Origin of the sequence: Streptomyces aurantiaciflavus, from assembly GCF_049808595.1 — a bacterium.
In the GTDB taxonomy this organism is placed as follows: Bacteria; Actinomycetota; Actinomycetes; order Streptomycetales; family Streptomycetaceae; genus Streptomyces.
The window spans coordinates 237016-251769 of sequence record NZ_JBNCAQ010000003.1 but is presented as its reverse complement, the minus strand read 5'-3'; the positions used below and the strand labels follow the sequence as shown (position 1 = coordinate 251769).

General features: G+C 72.7%; 16 protein-coding genes and 1 other RNA gene. 8 read left to right on the top strand and 9 right to left on the bottom strand.

What is annotated here, in order from left to right:
* Positions 1-73: 73 nt before the first annotated feature.
* The gene (locus ACPT94_RS04615; RefSeq protein WP_425245172.1) at positions 74-1105 is read right to left on the bottom strand and encodes an aldo/keto reductase; all 1032 of its coding nucleotides are present in this window, start codon (positions 1103-1105) and stop codon (positions 74-76) included.
* Positions 1106-1168: 63 nt separating this feature from the next.
* Entirely contained in the window at positions 1169-1495 is a 327-nt protein-coding gene (locus ACPT94_RS04610) for a nuclear transport factor 2-like protein (protein WP_360351352.1), read from the bottom strand.
* A 247-nt stretch (positions 1496-1742) separates the two neighbouring features.
* Between ACPT94_RS04610 and ACPT94_RS04605 the strand changes: the two genes are divergently transcribed.
* Both ACPT94_RS04605 and ACPT94_RS04600 read left to right on the top strand, forming a co-directional pair.
* On the top strand, positions 1743-2288 hold the full coding sequence (locus tag ACPT94_RS04605) for a DoxX family protein (RefSeq protein ID WP_360351350.1): 546 nt from the start codon (positions 1743-1745) through the stop codon (positions 2286-2288).
* A 179-nt stretch (positions 2289-2467) separates the two neighbouring features.
* The gene (locus ACPT94_RS04600; RefSeq protein ID WP_425245171.1) at positions 2468-2848 is read left to right on the top strand and encodes a MazG-like family protein; all 381 of its coding nucleotides are present in this window, start codon (positions 2468-2470) and stop codon (positions 2846-2848) included.
* Between the two features lie 15 nt (positions 2849-2863).
* Here ACPT94_RS04600 and ACPT94_RS04595 read toward each other — a convergent pair whose 3' ends face one another.
* The 3 genes from ACPT94_RS04595 to ACPT94_RS04585 form a co-directional block, all read right to left on the bottom strand.
* The gene (locus ACPT94_RS04595) at positions 2864-4060 is read right to left on the bottom strand and encodes an esterase-like activity of phytase family protein (protein ID WP_425245170.1); all 1197 of its coding nucleotides are present in this window, start codon (positions 4058-4060) and stop codon (positions 2864-2866) included.
* Positions 4061-4122: 62 nt separating this feature from the next.
* An RNA gene (rnpB, locus tag ACPT94_RS04590) (RNase P RNA component class A) lies at positions 4123-4525 on the bottom strand.
* 33 nt (positions 4526-4558) lie between these two features.
* Positions 4559-5137, bottom strand: coding sequence for a Uma2 family endonuclease (locus ACPT94_RS04585; RefSeq protein ID WP_360351341.1), 579 nt, complete (start codon positions 5135-5137; stop codon positions 4559-4561).
* 159 nt (positions 5138-5296) lie between these two features.
* On the opposite strand from ACPT94_RS04585, the gene ACPT94_RS04580 reads away from it, so the two are divergent.
* The 4 genes from ACPT94_RS04580 to eda all read left to right on the top strand — a co-directional run bounded on the left by ACPT94_RS04580 (position 5297) and on the right by eda (position 8442).
* Positions 5297-6076 carry a MerR family transcriptional regulator gene (locus tag ACPT94_RS04580; RefSeq protein WP_360351338.1) on the top strand — a complete coding sequence of 260 codons (780 nt, stop codon included), beginning with the start codon at positions 5297-5299 and terminating at the stop codon, positions 6074-6076.
* 12 nt (positions 6077-6088) lie between these two features.
* Positions 6089-6661 carry a hypothetical protein gene (locus tag ACPT94_RS04575; RefSeq protein WP_360351336.1) on the top strand — a complete coding sequence of 191 codons (573 nt, stop codon included), beginning with the start codon at positions 6089-6091 and terminating at the stop codon, positions 6659-6661.
* A 197-nt stretch (positions 6662-6858) separates the two neighbouring features.
* Positions 6859-7641 (top strand): peroxide stress protein YaaA, encoded by a 783-nt coding sequence (gene yaaA / locus ACPT94_RS04570; protein ID WP_425245169.1) that lies wholly within the window; start codon positions 6859-6861, stop codon positions 7639-7641.
* A 129-nt stretch (positions 7642-7770) separates the two neighbouring features.
* Positions 7771-8442: a bifunctional 4-hydroxy-2-oxoglutarate aldolase/2-dehydro-3-deoxy-phosphogluconate aldolase gene (gene eda, locus ACPT94_RS04565; RefSeq protein ID WP_425245168.1), complete on the top strand. Its 672-nt coding sequence runs from the start codon at positions 7771-7773 to the stop codon at positions 8440-8442.
* Here eda and ACPT94_RS04560 read toward each other — a convergent pair.
* The 3 genes from ACPT94_RS04560 to ACPT94_RS04550 are packed head-to-tail and all read right to left on the bottom strand — an operon-like array spanning position 8414 to position 11401.
* Positions 8414-9793 carry a bifunctional RNase H/acid phosphatase gene (locus tag ACPT94_RS04560; RefSeq protein WP_425245167.1) on the bottom strand — a complete coding sequence of 460 codons (1380 nt, stop codon included), beginning with the start codon at positions 9791-9793 and terminating at the stop codon, positions 8414-8416. The two genes, eda and ACPT94_RS04560, sit on opposite strands and share 29 nt — an antisense overlap.
* Before the next feature lie 19 nt (positions 9794-9812).
* Positions 9813-10556 (bottom strand): zinc ribbon domain-containing protein, encoded by a 744-nt coding sequence (locus ACPT94_RS04555; protein ID WP_425245209.1) that lies wholly within the window; start codon positions 10554-10556, stop codon positions 9813-9815.
* Complete coding sequence (locus ACPT94_RS04550) at positions 10553-11401, bottom strand: Nif3-like dinuclear metal center hexameric protein (protein WP_425245166.1); 849 nt, start codon at positions 11399-11401, stop codon at positions 10553-10555. Before ACPT94_RS04550 ends, ACPT94_RS04555 begins: the two co-directional genes overlap by 4 nt.
* 794 nt (positions 11402-12195) lie before the next feature.
* Between ACPT94_RS04550 and ACPT94_RS04545 the strand changes: the two genes are divergently transcribed.
* Both ACPT94_RS04545 and ACPT94_RS04540 read left to right on the top strand, forming a co-directional pair.
* A complete protein-coding gene (locus tag ACPT94_RS04545) occupies positions 12196-13419 on the top strand; it encodes a hypothetical protein (RefSeq protein WP_360351321.1) in 1224 nt (407 codons plus the stop codon).
* Between the two features lie 94 nt (positions 13420-13513).
* Positions 13514-13684, top strand: a complete 171-nt coding sequence (locus tag ACPT94_RS04540; RefSeq protein WP_360351318.1) for a hypothetical protein — start codon at positions 13514-13516, stop codon at positions 13682-13684.
* A gap of 130 nt (positions 13685-13814) precedes the next feature.
* On the opposite strand, the gene ACPT94_RS04535 is transcribed toward ACPT94_RS04540, so the two are convergent.
* The gene (locus ACPT94_RS04535; RefSeq protein ID WP_425245165.1) at positions 13815-14753 is read right to left on the bottom strand and encodes a 3-oxoacyl-ACP reductase; all 939 of its coding nucleotides are present in this window, start codon (positions 14751-14753) and stop codon (positions 13815-13817) included.
* Position 14754: the final 1 nt, after the last annotated feature.

Genomic DNA, 14754 nt, shown 5'->3' with positions numbered 1-14754 from the left:
CCGCGAGGTGCGCACCGGACCGTGGAACGGCTGCCGTGCACCGCGCAGGGCCTGCGGCGCGAGCACCCGCCGCTCACCGCCCGAGTATCACGTCCACCTCGGCCAACTGCCTCGCGGTGAGCGGCCCTTTCCCGATCGCGCCCGCGTTCTCCTCGGCCTGCGCGACCGAGCGGAACCCGGGGATCGGCACGGTCCGCGGACTGCGCGCCCACAGCCAGGCGAGCGCGCCCTGGGCGAGCGTACGGCCGCCGCTGGTGAGGACGTCCCTGAGGGCGTCGACCCGGCCGAGCCACTCGGGGTCGGCCCCGGACCCGTCGGCGAACCCCTTCAGCCAGGCCGGCGGACGACTGCGGATGTCACCGGCCTCCAGGGGCTGCCGGTCCCGGCGCTTCCCGGCCAGCAGCCCCATGGCCAGCGGACTGCGGTTGATGCTGGCGAGGCTCAGCTCGTCGCACAGCGCGAGCATCTCGGGCGCGTCCTGCAGCACGTTGACCGCGTGCTGGACGCCCGCACAGTGCTCCCCCTCGGCGAACACGGCGGCGCGCGCGGGGTCGTCGGTGCTCCAGGCGTAGGCGCGCACGAGCCCTTCCCGTACGAACTCCTCGCACAGGTCACGCAGTTCGGCCGCGTGCTCGGGGTGGGCGTCGGAGAGGTGCAGCTGGTACAGGTCGACGTGATCGGTGCCGAGCCGGTCGAGGGAGGCGGTGAGCGCGGCGCGCGCGTGCTCGGTGGAGGCGTCCTGCCCGTACAGCGTCCGGGTGCCCTCGTCGAAGAGGTTGCCCCACTTGGTCGCGACGACGACCTCGTCCCGCCGCCTGCCGAGGGCGCGGCCGAGGACCCGCTCGCTGTGCCCGGCGCCGTAGACGTCGGCGGTGTCGAAGAAGGTGACACCGAGGTCGAGGGCCCGGTGGATCGCCCGTACGGACTCCTCGTCGTCGACCCTTCCCCAGCCGAGCGGCTGTCCGGCCGCGTCCTGCCACTCCCCGCCGATGGCCCAGCATCCGAAGCCGAGCGGGCTGACGCGCATGCCGCTGCGCCCCAGGATCCTGGGGGCGGTCTCCGTGGTCCCGTGGATGGTGTCCGAGGTTGTGCCGGTGATCTCCATGGCCGTGCACGCTAGGAGTTGGAGTGCACACGAAGGCAAGGGCCGTACCGGCTTTTACGGCTTCTACGCCTGCCCGGTCTCGAATCGTGAGATCCGCCCGTCGTCCTCGACGACGAACCGCCACTTGGTGCGCATCTCGCCCCAGGTGTCGTTGCTGTAGCGGGCGAGGAGGACACGGCCGCCGTTCGACTCGTTGTCGACCTCCATGTGGCCGTGGGAGGAGAAGATCTCCCGGTCGATCCACTCGGCGAGGTCGCGGTCCGAGCCGTCGTCCGCCATGGTCGCGTCCGGCGTGAGGAGGCTCAGGAAGGCCTCCCGGTCATGGGCGTTGACGGCGGAGACGAAGGCCCGGACGGCCGGATCGGTGAGTTTGGCTGGCTGAATCGTCATGCCAGTCAGCGTCACACCGCGGCCCGCGGCCCGCCACCGGACCCCTGAAGACCACACCCGACCCCGGGCTGAAGACCGCACCCGATCCCCGGCGCCGGCCACCCGAACGGCGCGCAGGACAGGCCCACCGGGTGTGAGGAGTGCGACGGTGGAAACGCGTGGGGTGTTCCTGTTGTCCGCCGCCGCTCATCTGTCGGCTCGTTCATTTGTTCGCCTGTTCGCCTGTTTGTCTGTCCAGGGAGTCACCGTGACCTGTTACGACCGACGTGATCTGGGGCTGCTGCTGCTTCGGCTGGGCACCGGAGGAGTCCTGGTGGCACACGGCACGCAGAAACTGTTCGGCTGGTTCGGCGGCCACGGTCTGGAGGGGACCGGCCAGTACATGGAGTCCGTCGGCTACGCGCCCGGCAAGGCGAGCGCGACGGCCTCGGGCCTGGCGGAGGCCGGCGGCGGCACGCTGCTGGCACTGGGCCTGGCCACCCCGGCGGCGGGCGCGGCGGCGGCCGGCGCGATGGCGGGCGCGTCCGCGGTGCACGTACCCAACGGCTTCTTCGCGCAGAGCGGCGGCTACGAGTACGCGGCCTCCCTCGGCCTGACCGGTGCGGCCCTCGCCATCGCCGGCCCCGGCCGCCTCTCCCTGGACCACGCCCTCGGCCACACGGTCAACCGGGGCTGGATGGTCCCGGCGGCGCTGGGCGTGACGGCGGCGGCCACCACCGTGATCGTGGGCCTGCGCAACAAGCGGCTGCGCAAGCGGGAGGAAGGCGAGCAGGAGGCGCTGTTCGAGGAGTAGCGCCGGTGGGCTCGGTGAGCGCCGTTGGGCGTGGTGAGCGCCGATGTGCTCGGTGAGCACCGGTGGGCTCGGTCGGCGGCGGTGGGCTCGGTGGGCGCCGATGGGCGCCAGTGGGCTCGGTGCCGGTTTGGTACGGCCTCCGGCTGTTCGAGGGGTGGCCGCCGTGGCAGGCTGCGCCCATGAGCGACAGCCACCGTCGAGACACGCGGGCCCGGTCCACCTCGGCGCCCACCGACCTCTGGGAGACCGTCGACGCCCTGTGGACCTGGCTCGACGCCGATCAGCCGGCCGACGGCGGGCGCGGCCGGGAGGCCCTCCTGCTGCGCGTGCTGAAGCTGTCGGAGGAGGTCGGCGAGGTGGCCCAGGCGGTGATCGGCGTGACCGGCCAGAACCCCCGCAAGGGCGCCAGCCACACCTGGGAGGACGTCGAGTCCAAGCTGTGCGACGTCGTGATCACGGCGCTGGTGGCGCTGCGGACGCTGACGCCCGAAGCGCGGGAGGTCTTCGGGCGCCATCTGGCCCGGGTGGCGGAGCGGTCGCTGGGCACGACCGCCCCGTGACACCCGGGCGCGTGGTCAGCGCAGCGCCCGCCTGTCCGCGTGCAGCGGGGCGGACAGCCGTACGGTGATGAACTCGTTGTCGTCCGGCTCGCCCGGGGTGCGGCCGCTGGAGAAGGGGAAGTTGTTGTCGTTCAGGACCACGACCGTGCGGTCGTCGAGGAGGGCGAGGTCCTCGATGGTCTGGAACGGGAAGCGGAAGGTCGTACCGAAGCCGCCCAGCCCCTTGGGGTTGGCGAGATCCAGCAGATCGGCGACCAGGGTCTTGTCGACGAGGCCGTCGTCGTCACGGTCGCGGGTGTCGACGAGGTAGATCCGCTTGAACTTGGCGGTGTCGCCCTGCCCGCCGTCGCGCTCGACGACGAGGAAGCGGTGCTTGTCGACGGCGATGGCGTCGCCGATGGCGTTCGAGGTGGACTCGAGGCGGTAGACGAACCGCTTGCCGGTGTAGCGGCCCTTGCGCAGGTCGAACTCGCTGAAGCGCAGGTCGCCGGGGGTGTCACCGGCGACGGTGCCCTCCGTGAGCGGGTAGAGGTGGCGTCCGTCGACGCCGCGCACGAGGCCCTCGAAACCCTTGCTGCTGGGCAGGGTGGGCTGGGCGCCGTTCAGGTACGGGTTCTCGGGCGCCTGCACGCCCGTCAGCGGGACGGGGGCCTGGAGGAGCCGCCCGGTGGCGGAGAAGTGCAGCAGGAACGGGCCGAACTCGTCGCCCATCCAGTACGTCCCGTCCGCCACCCGCACGATCGACTCGACGTCGAAGTCGGCGCCGGTGAGCACCCGGTCGGCGCGGGTCAGCGCGAACGGCACCTTGCGGTCGGGGTCGCTGAGGTTGAACCCGCCCAGCACGGTGACCTTCCCGGTGCGGGTGTCCGGCTCGACGCGGTGCACGCGCAGCAGGAAGTCGGCGCTGTTGGCCTTGGTGCCGTAGCCGTTGTCGGACAGCACGTCGTACGTGCCGTCGTGCCGGTTGACGACCCCGCTGAAGCCCTGGACGGGCTGGTCGGCGAAGGGCACGGCGACCCCGTTGAACGGCCCCGCCCCGATCGCCGACCCGGACGCCTCACTGCCCGGCACGAAGGTGGTGGCCGGCAGCGCCGCGAAGCCGGTCAGCGTGGCCTGCCCGAACCCGGCGGGCGCCCGCTCGGCCACCGCGGGCGCGGCGGCGAGACCGAGGGTCAGCGCCGCGGCGGTGACCATGATCGAGATTCTTCTCATGGCGCGCACGGTAGGGAGACGGGGTGACGGGGGGCCGAACTGCGGGCGACGGGTGGGTGCGGCAGACGAGTCGGGCTGTACGCCGGGTTCTGTCACCCGGTCGCCTCGCGGCGGCCGGGGAGACGGCCATCCATCTAGGACCGGCGTTGCCGCCGGCCTCGTGCGGTCTACCCGCGGACTCGGGCGGGCAGCCCTCGAACGTCCGCGCAGAAACACCGGGGTGTTTCCTTTTGACCTTGCTCCGGGTGGGGTTTACCTAGCTGCCCAGGTCACCCTGGGCACTGGTGGTCTCTTACACCGCCGTTTCACCCTTACCGAGGACCGAGGTCCCCGGCGGTCTGTTTTCTGTGGCACTGTCCCGCGGGTCACCCCGGGTGGCCGTTAGCCACCACCCTGCCCTGTGGAGCCCGGACGTTCCTCGGGAAGCCCCCTGGGGGTACTTCACGCGGCCGTCCGCCCGGCTCGTCTGCCGTGTCGACCATGGTACCGGGCGACGGCTCAGAGGAAGTCGGCGGTCTCCAGGTCGAAGGCGAAGGGCTCGGGGAGAGTGAGCGGCTTGCCAAAGGGGAGGGTGCGGTGCTCGCGGTAGTCGTCGTTCTCGGGGGCGCTGAAAAGGGTGACCTGCGACGTCTCTCGGTCCGCCAACAGGTAGAGGGGGATGCCTCCACGGGCGTAGCAGCGGCGTTTGGCCTCGCGATCCGCCTGGGGTTTTGAGGACGTCACCTCCAACACCATGGCGACACCGCGACAGGGCATCCAGGAGCCGGCGCTCCCGAAGAGGTCGAGGTCGAGGGGCGCGAAAGTGGCGTCCGGGACGACGTGGTTCTTGGGGTAGGCCCCTCCGCTCTCCAGCCTCAGCCCCTTGTTCGCGGAGAAGTCCATATCGGTTCCGGACCTCTTGATCACCTGCCTCACGATCCGGCTGATGTACTTCTCGTGCTCCCCGTCCGGCGGCGGTGTCACAACGATCTCCCCCTCGACGAGCTCCGCCCGGAAGCCTTCCGGGGTGTCCAGGGCGAGAAAGCCCTCCAGCAGGACTTCTTCCTGCGTGAGCGGCTCATGGGCCATGGCAGTCATGTCACGCCCCTCCTTCGGTCGCTCGCCAGACTCGGACATCGCCGGATCACCTGTCCGTGAGATCGGGAACCGTTCCCTCGATCGTGGCACACGATCACCGCTACCGTCAGGACGCCGCCCGCTTGACCCTGCCGCGACGTCAACGTCTCTACTGAGGGCATGCGGATCGGAGAACTCGCCGAGGCCGTCGGCGTCACCACGCGGACCGTCCGGCACTACCACCATCTGGGGCTGCTGCCCGAGCCGGAGCGGCGGGCCAACGGGTATCGGGACTACACGCTGCGGCACGCGGTCGTGCTGGCCCGGATACGGCGGTTGACGGAGCTGGGGCTGGGGCTCGCGGAGGTGCGGGACGTACTCGCGGACGACGCGGGGAAGGACCTGGTCGAGGTGCTGACCGAGCTGGACGAGGACCTGGCCCGGCAGGAGGAAGCCATCCGGGAGCGCCGGGCCCGGCTGCGGGCACTGCTGGAGGCGGACGAGCTGCCCGCCGAGGGGCCGGTCTCGCCCGAGCTGGCCACCCTGTTCGCGGGGCTCCCCGCCTCCGACTCCCCCATGGCCGCCAAGGACCGCGAGGTGCTCGCGCTGCTGGACACGGCGGCGCCCCCGGAGGCGCGCGAGCGGCTGCTGACCGCGCTGAACAGCACCCTCGGGTCGCCCGACGCCCTGGCGCGGGCCCAGGAGGCGTACGCGCTGCTGGACTGGCTCGCCGACGCCGACCCGGACGATCCGCGCGTGGAGGAGGCCGCCCGCTCGCTCGTCGCCAGCATCCCGCGAGAGATGCTTCCGAAGGCGACAATTGATCACGACGGCAGTTTCCTGCGCGCCTTCTACGCCGACTTCGCACCGGCCCAGGCCGAGGCGATGCGCCGGGTGCTGCGGATCCTGACCGACGAGAACCGACCAGAACCGACGACGACCGATGAGACCGACCGATGAGAAGGGGGCACGGTGAGACTCGCGTACACACTCGCCCGGCATGAAATACGGCTGCTGGTGAGCCTGCTGCTGTGGGCGGGCCGGCGGCGGCACGGGGTGGGCGACGGACGGGCGTTCGGGTACGCGCGGGGGCAGGGGGCGGTGATGGGCGGGTTCGTGTTCGTGTGCGTGATCGAGTCGTTCACCATGTCCGTGCTGCTGCGCGACTGGCCGACCGCGCACGCCGTGGTGCTCGTCCTGGACATCTATACGGTGCTCTTCGTGGCCGGCCTGTACGCGGCCTGGCAGGTCCGCCCCCACGTGCTGCACGGCGACGCCCTGCGCGTCCGTCATGCCGCCCACGTCGACCTGCGCATCCCTCTGGAGCGGATCGCGACCGTACGGCACGAGCCGCGCTCCACGCACGAGCGCGCCGACGGCGAGCTGGACCTCCCCGTCGGCTCGCAGACCTCCGTCACCCTCGAACTGACCGAGCCGGTCCCCCACTTCACCTTCCTCGGCCGACGCCGGGAGGTGGGCGTGGTGCGCCTTCAGGCGGACGAGGCGCGGGAGCTCGTCCAGGCCATACAGGCCGCGAGGCCGTGAGGGCCGCGTAGGCGGTGAGGGCCGCGTAGGCCCTGAGGGCCCTGAGGGTCGCGTAGGCCGTGAGGGCCCTGAGGGCCGCGTAGGCCGTGAGGGCGGTGGGGGCCGTGAGGCGGCGTGGGCGGTGAGGCCGCGTGGGCGCGGGCGGTTTCGTGGCACCCCGTACGCTGACGCGGAGCCCAATCGAAGGAGAAACGTCCGTGCTCGTCCTGCTGCCCCCGTCCGAAGGAAAGGCGGCCTCCGGCCGTGGCGCCCCGCTGAAGCCGGAGTCGCTGTCCCTGCCGGGGCTCGCCGCCGCCCGTGAGGCCGTCCTCGCCGAGCTGGTCGAGCTGTGCGCGAGCGACGAGGAGAAGGCGCGCGAGGTGCTGGGGCTGAGCGAGGGGCTGCGTGGCGAGATCGCCAAGAACGCCGGACTGCGCACGGCGGGGGCGCGGCCGGCCGGGGAGATCTACACGGGCGTGCTGTACGACGCTCTCGGCCTGGCCTCGCTGGACGCGGCCGCGAAGCGGCGTGCCGCACGGTCGTTGCTGGTCTTCTCCGGCCTTTGGGGCGCCGTCCGGGTCACGGACCGCATCCCCTCGTACCGCTGCTCGATGGGGGTGAAGCTGCCGGGGCTCGGGGCGCTGGGCGCGCACTGGCGGGCGCCGATGGCGGCCGTGCTGCCCGAGGTGGCCGGGGACGGGCTGGTGCTGGACCTGCGGTCGGCGGCGTACGCGGCGGCGTGGAAGCCGAAGGGCGAGGTCGCCGGGCGGACGGCGGGCGTGCGGGTGCTGCACGCGCCGACCCGCAAGGTGGTCAGCCACTTCAACAAGGCGACGAAGGGGCGGATCGTCCGCAGCCTGCTGACGGCCGGGATCGCCCCCAAGGACCCGGCCGAGCTGGTGGTCGCGCTGCGGGACCTGGGTTACGTGGTGGAGGAGAAGGCTCCGGCGCGGGCGGGGGCTGCGTGGACGCTGGACGTGCTGGTGGAGGAGGTCCACTGAGGCGGGAGGCGGAGGCCACGGGCCGCCGCGGGTCGGTGAGCCCTGGCTGGGAGTAGCACCGGGTCGGCGTCGTTGCATCATGCGCAATGAGCTTTGCGTACTGTGCAGTGCGCGGGCAGGATGAGGCGCATGACCTCGCCCCTGCCCTCCCCTTCGGCTGCCTCCGTACTGGATCTGGCGCCCGTCGTGCCCGTCGTGGTCGTGGCGGACGCCGCCGACGCCGTACCGCTGGCGCGGGCGCTGGTCGCGGGCGGGTTGCCGGCGATCGAGGTGACGCTGCGCACGCCCGCCGCGCCGGCCGCGATCCGCGAGATCGCCGGGGCGGTGCCGGAGGCGGTGGTCGGGGCGGGAACGGTGATCACGCCGGAGCAGGTGGCGCAGTGCCGGGCGGCCGGAGCGCGGTTCCTGGTGAGCCCGGGCTGGACGGACGCGCTGCTGGCGGCGATGCGGGCGTCCGGGGTGCCTTTCCTGCCCGGGGTGTCGACCGCCTCGGAGGTGGTGGCACTGCTGGAACGCGGGGTGCGGGAGATGAAGTTCTTCCCGGCGGAGGCGGCGGGCGGTACGGCGTATCTGCGGTCGCTGGCCGGGCCGTTGCCGCAGGCCCGGTTCTGCCCGACGGGCGGGATCGGCCCGGACAACGCGGCGGAGTACCTGGCGCTGCCCAACGTCAGGTGTGTGGGCGGGAGTTGGATGGTTCCCGGGAACGCGGTGGCGGCCCGGGACTGGGGGCGGATCGAGGAGCTGGCGCGGGCCGCCTCGCGCCTCACCGGTGCTACGGGCGCAGGTGGGACGTGTCGTTGAGGAGGCGGACGCTGGCGTTGCCGTCCGCGTAGTACGCCACGACCGACAGCGAGGCCGCCGACAGCTCCATGCGGAACAGGGACTCGGGCGGGGCGCCCAGGGCGAGCCGTACCAGGGTCTTGATCGGGGTGACGTGGGTGACCAGCAGGACCGTGCGGCCCGCGTAGGCCGCGACCAGCTTGTCGCGGGTGGCGGCGATACGGGTGGCGGTCGCAGCGAAGCTCTCGCCGCCGCCGGTGGGTTCGGCCTCCGGGTCGGCGAGCCAGGCGTTCAGGTCGTCGGGGTAGCGCTCGCGGACCTCGCCGAAGGTCAGTCCCTCCCAGGCGCCGAAGTCGGTCTCGCGCAGACCGTCGTCGACGGTGACCGCGAGCCCCAGACGGGCCGCGACGGCGCCGGCGGTCTCCCGGGTCCGGGCGAGCGGGGAGGCCAGGATGTGCTGGATGGTGCCGCGCCGGGCGAGGGCGGCGGCCACCCGCTCGGCCTGCTCCCGGCCGGCGTCGGAGAGGGAGGGATCGGTGCCGCCGCTGCCGGAGAAGCGTTTCTCGGGGGTGAGGGGGGTCTCACCGTGCCGGAGCAGGACGAAGGTGGCGGGGGCGCCGAGATCGGGCGCGGAGGACCAGCCGACGGACTGCTGCGAGGCGGTGGGGGTGGGGGTGGCGGCGGACTGTTGCGAGGTGGTGGAGGTGGCGACGGTGCGGGCGGCGCGCTGGTCGGCGTCGGCCTTCGTACCGGAGGGGGTGGGGGTGGCGGCTGTCGCCGACGTGGCCGAGGTGGTTGCCGCGGTGGCCGTGGCAGTGGACGAACGGCCCTGGGCCAGCGCCTCGCGGGCCTTGGCCGCGCCCGCGGCCGCGTCTCCGGGCGGTCCCGCAGGTTCGGGAACCGCCCGCGTCGAGGCGGAGGCCTCCAGGGCGGCACGGGACGCCCCGGCGTCCCACTGCTCCCCCCGCTTGCCCGCGTCCATCGCCTCGTTGGCCAGACGGTCGGCGTGCTTGTTGCGCTCCCGGGGGATCCACTCGTAGGTGACCTGACCGGGCGGCAGGATCCGGGCCGCCTCCGTGGCCAGCGGCTTCATGTCGGGGTGCTTGATCTTCCAGCGGCCCGACATCTGCTCGATGACGAGCTTGGAGTCCATCCGGACACGGACGGTGGCGGACGGGTCCAGTTCACGGGCGGCGCGCAGGCCGGCCAGCAGTCCCCGGTACTCGGCCACGTTGTTCGTGGCGACACCGATGTACTCGGCGCGCTCGACAAGGGTCTCCCCCGTCGCCGCGTCGATCACCACGCTGCCGTAGCCCGCGGGCCCCGGGTTGCCCCGGGAACCGCCGTCGGCCTCGACGATGAACTCCCGCACGTCACGCGCCCCTTACCGACTACAGACCGGACTCGGACGTACGGACCAGGATGCGCCGGCAGTTCTCGCACCGTACGACGGTGTCGGGCGCGGCCGTGCGGATCTCGTTGAGCTCGGTGATGGCGAGCTCCTGGCGGCAGCCCTGGCAGGTGCGCTGGTAGAGCTTGGCGGCGCCGATGCCGCCCTGCTGCTCGCGCAGCTTGTCGTAGAGCTTGAGCAGATCGGCCGGGACGGAGCCGGCGATGACCTCGCGCTCCTTGGTGACCGAGGCGGCCTCGCCGTCGATCTCCTCGAAGGCGGCGTCCCGGCGGGCGGTCGCGTCGTCGATCTTCGTCTGCACGGAGCCGACCCGCTCGGTCAGCTCGGCGACCCGCTCCTGCGCGGCCTCACGACGCTCCATGACCTCCAGGACGACGTCCTCGAGGTCGCCCTGGCGCTTGGCGAGGGAGACGATCTCCTTCTGGAGGTTCTCCAGGTCCTTCGGGGAGGTGACGGCACCCGAGTCGAGCCGCTGCTGGTCGCGGGCGGCGCGCTGACGCACCTGGTCGACGTCCTGCTCGGCCTTGGTCTGCTCGCGGGCGCAGTCGCTCTCCTCGGTCTGCGCGGCCACCAGGAGGTCGCGCACCTGCGTGAGGTCCTTCGTCAGCGACTCGATCTCGGCGTGCTCGGGCAGCGACCTCCGCCTGTGCGCCAGCTGCTGAAGGCGGACGTCGAGGGCCTGGACGTCGAGGAGTCGGATCTGGTCGGCGGGCGCGGCGTTCAGTTGGGGGCTCCAGGTGAAGGGGAGGACGGGGAGTGGCTGGTCCAGGGGTCGGTGACCGTCTTGGAGACGTGGACCCTCAGGCCCCATCCGTTCCGGTCGGAGATCTCGTCGAGCTGGGCTGCGGCCAGCTCGCACCAAGGCCACTCGGTGGCCCAGTGCGCCGCGTCGAGCAGCGCGAGAGGACTGTGGGCGCGGGCCTCGGACGCCGGGTGGTGGCGCAGGTCCGCGGTGAGGAAGGCGTCGACGCCGGCCGCCCGTACGTGGTCGAAGAGGCTGTCGCCGGAACCGCCGCTGACGGCGACCCTGCGGACCGTCGCCTCCGGGTCGCCGGCCACGCGGATGCCCTGCGCGGTGGCGGGCAGCCGCTCGGCGGCCCGCGCGGCCAACTCACGCACGGTGAGGGGATGATCCAACTCGCAGATCCGCCCCAGCCCGCGGCGCCCGTCGGGGTCGGAGGGGTCGGGGACCAGAGGGCCCACGACCCGCAGGTCGAGCGCGCCGGCCAGCGCGTCGCTGACGCCGGGGTCGGCGGTGTCGGCGTTGGTGTGGGCGACGTGCAGCGCGATGTCGTTCTTGATGAGGCTGTGCACGACCCGGCCCTTGAAGGTGGAGGCCGCGACGGTGGTCGTCCCCCGGAGGTACAGCGGATGGTGGGTGACCAGCAGGTCGGCGCCGAGCTTCACCGCCTCGTCGACGATGTCCTGAACGGGGTCGACGGCGAAGAGCACCCGGACGACGTCCTGGTCGGGATCGCCCACGACGGTGCCGACCGCGTCCCAGGACTCGGCCCGCTCGGCGGGCCACAGGTTCTCCAGCGCGGCGATGACTTCAGACAGACGGGGCACGGGGAAAGGCTACCTGGCCGGTATGGCGCAGTGCACAGGCGCTGCGCTGCGGATACCGGGCGGGCTCGCCCACCCACCCGCCCGACTCGCTCGGCCGAGAAGCCCCCACCCCGAGGCTCCGCCCCACACCCAAGAGGCACTCGCCCACCCACCCGCCCGTCTCGCTCGGCCAAGAGGCCCCCACCCCGAGGCTCCGCCCCAGCCCCAGCGGGGGCTCCACCCCCTGCACCCCACCCACCCGCCCGACTCGCTCGGCCAAGAGGCCCCACCCCGAGGCTCCGCCCCAACCCCAGCGGGGCTCCGCCCCTGCACCCCCAGGTCCGCCCCACACCCCAGCGAGGCTCCGCCCCCTCACCCCCAGGCACTTACCCACCCACCCGACTCCGTCGGCCAAGAAGCCCCACCCCGGGGCTCCGCCCCACACCCCAGCGGGGGCTCCGCCCCCTGAACCCAGGCACTCGCTCCCGACTCAGTCGCAAACAGGCACCCGCCTGCGGCTTCGCCCAAACCCCCAGCTCGGGCTCCGCCCCCCGCACCCCCCATCTGCTCGCCAACCGAGACGGCAAGCCCCCAGGGCGTAAAGGGCGCAGGCCCCCGCCGCAGGCGGGGCCCAGCCCGAGAGGGGCACCTCTCGGCCAACCGAGACGGGCGGGTGGGTGGGCAAAAGCAGCACAACCACAACAACCGCCGGAGGCGAATCGCTTCTGCGCCACTCGTACGAGCGAAGCCCCGCCCCGCCGATCCCCCCGCCCTCGCGTAGGAAAACTAGCTTCGTCGCCGGAGGTGACCGAACGATGACGGTCTGTGCGATCGAGCCCACCGCGGAGGACGAGGACGAGGACGGTACGCCGTACCCGGACTGCGTGATCACCGCGGCCGGCAGCTACGCCGCCCGCCTCGCGCGAGCGGGCGAGTCCTGGTTCCCGGAGCGCTGGACCCTGGACGGCCCGGAGCCGTATGCCGTACCGCTGCCCGCCCACCAGCCGGAGGAGCCCGGCACGGAAGTGCACCCGATGGGGGACGGCCGTGTCCTCATCCGCCGCCTGGTGCAGGGACGGCACGCCTTCTCGCTGCTGTATCCGACCGGTCCGGGCACGGGCGAGCTCCCCCTGGGCGCGGTCGAGTGCCCGGCGGAGGGCACCCGTCTGCGCCTGCTCCCGCCGGCCCCCTGCGGGCAACGCGCCTACGCCCTCGCCGTGGGCCGGCACTCGACGACGCTGTGGCTGGTGGCGGGCGGGGCGTTCGGTCCGGAGCACGTCGCGGAGGTCCCCGGCCGCTGCTCGGGCGGGGTCTGGCTCGACCGGACGGGGCGCATGCTGGCGCTGGACCAGGAGGCCGGCGGGCGGACGAAGGCGATCGTGCTGGATCTGGAGCGGGGCGGTGAGATCTCCCCGCTCCTGCAGATCGCCGCCGACAGCGACGACCGCCTGCTGCTCGCCGACCCCGACAGCGGTCTGCTCCTCATCCGCTCGGACGCGCCCTCACCCGGTGAGCCACGGCTCGGCTGGGGCGTCCTCGGCAGCACGCTCCCGGTGCGTTTCCCGGAGTCGCTGCGGCTCCCCGACTGCGCTCTGACGCCGTTCGCGATCCAGCCGGGGCAAATCCTGGTCCCCGAGAACTGCGCGGTGGCCCTGCGGATCGACAGCGACTTCGGCAGCTGGGTCGGCGTGTGGCGCCCCGCAGAACGGTATCTGCACCAGCTCGCCGCGCCCGAAGGCTGGCTGGGCGGCAGCGGCCTGTGGACGCAGGACGGCGTGCTGCGGCTGCCGTACTCGACGAAGGCGGAGCCGTGCGGGGTGGCCCGTGTGACCGTGCCGTACGTCAGAACGCCGGCGTCCGCTCCCCGGTCCGCCTCGGAATCCCCACAACCGGGGACTCGGATGCCCCCGCCACCCCCGGAGTCCGCGGAGTCCCCGGAGTCCCCCGAATTCCACGAATCCCATGCATCCCACGAACCCGCCACGCCCCGCCCCGTCCCCCTCCAACAGGCACCCCTCGGTCGGCTTGTAACGAAGTAGCAGCGGTTGGCGTGGGCGCCTGGATCCGCCCCGAGGTGCGCCGGATAAACTCGGCCGCTGTAAAAGATCATGTTTGACGGGGTGAACTCTTCCGATGAGCGACGCAAGCACGATGCAGCCGCTGTCCGCCGACTCCTCCGAGACCGCCGGTCACGGCCGTCACCGGGGTCCTGTCTCGTCCCACGACAGCGAGTCCTCTCCTCGCGGCCGGCACCGCAAGCCGGCCGACAAGCTGGTCGAGGAGAAGGCCGAGACGGCTGCCTGACGGTACGCGGGAGGGGCTCCGTTCGTCTGCGAGGACGAGCGGGGCCCCTTCGCATGTACGGCCCTGAGGGCCACCAAGGGCAAGGGGCCGGAGCCAGGGACCAGGGCCCGGCCCCCGAATCCCCACCCCCCTACTCCCGCCGCAACCCCAGCACCTCCCCCGCCGCGAACGTCTCCCCCTCCGGCCGCTCCGCGTAGTGCGGGGTGAGCACGGCGTCCAGTTCCTCGTATGTGAAGGTCTCCTGCTTGCTGTCGAACTTGGCCTGCACGCGGGGCCGTTCGACGACGGCGACCATCCCGCCGTGCACGACGAGCAGCTGCCCGTTGACCCGTGCGGCGGCCGGTGCGGCCAGGTAGCCGACGAGCGGGGCGACGTGCTCGGGGGCCAGCGGGTCCAGTCCCTCCTCGGGGCGTCCGAGGCCGGCGAAGACGTCCTCGGTCATGCGGGTGCGGGCGCGCGGGCAGATGACGTTGGCGGTGACGCCGTACTTGGCGAGCGCGAGGGCGGTGGACGTCGTCAGGCCGACGATTCCGCCTTTCGCCGCAGCGTAGTTGGGCTGTCCCGCCGAGCCGGCCAGGAACGCCTCCGACGAGGTGTTCACGATCCGCCCGTACACCGGGCCGCCCGCCGCCTTCGAGCGCTCCCGCCAGTGCGCGGCGGCGAAGCGGGTGGTGTTGAAGTGGCCCTTGAGGTGGACGCGGATCACCGCGTCCCACTCCTCCTCCGTCATGGAGAAGACCATGCGGTCGCGCAGGATGCCGGCGTTGTTGACGAGGATGTCCAGCTTGCCGAATTCCGTGATCGCCGACTCGACGAGTTCGCGGGCCTGTGGGAAGTCCGACACGTCCCCGGTGTGGGCGAGCGCGGTGCCGCCGGCCGAGCGTATCTCGCGTGCGACCTCCTCGGCGGGGACGGCGGACGTCTCGCCCGAGCCGTCCCGGCCGGGCCGCCCGTAGTCGTTGACGACGACGGCGGCCCCCAGCCGGGCCAGTTCCAGCGCCTCGGCCCGGCCGAGCCCGCGTCCGGCGCCGGTCACGATCGCCGAATACCCCTCCAGCGGCAGCGACATG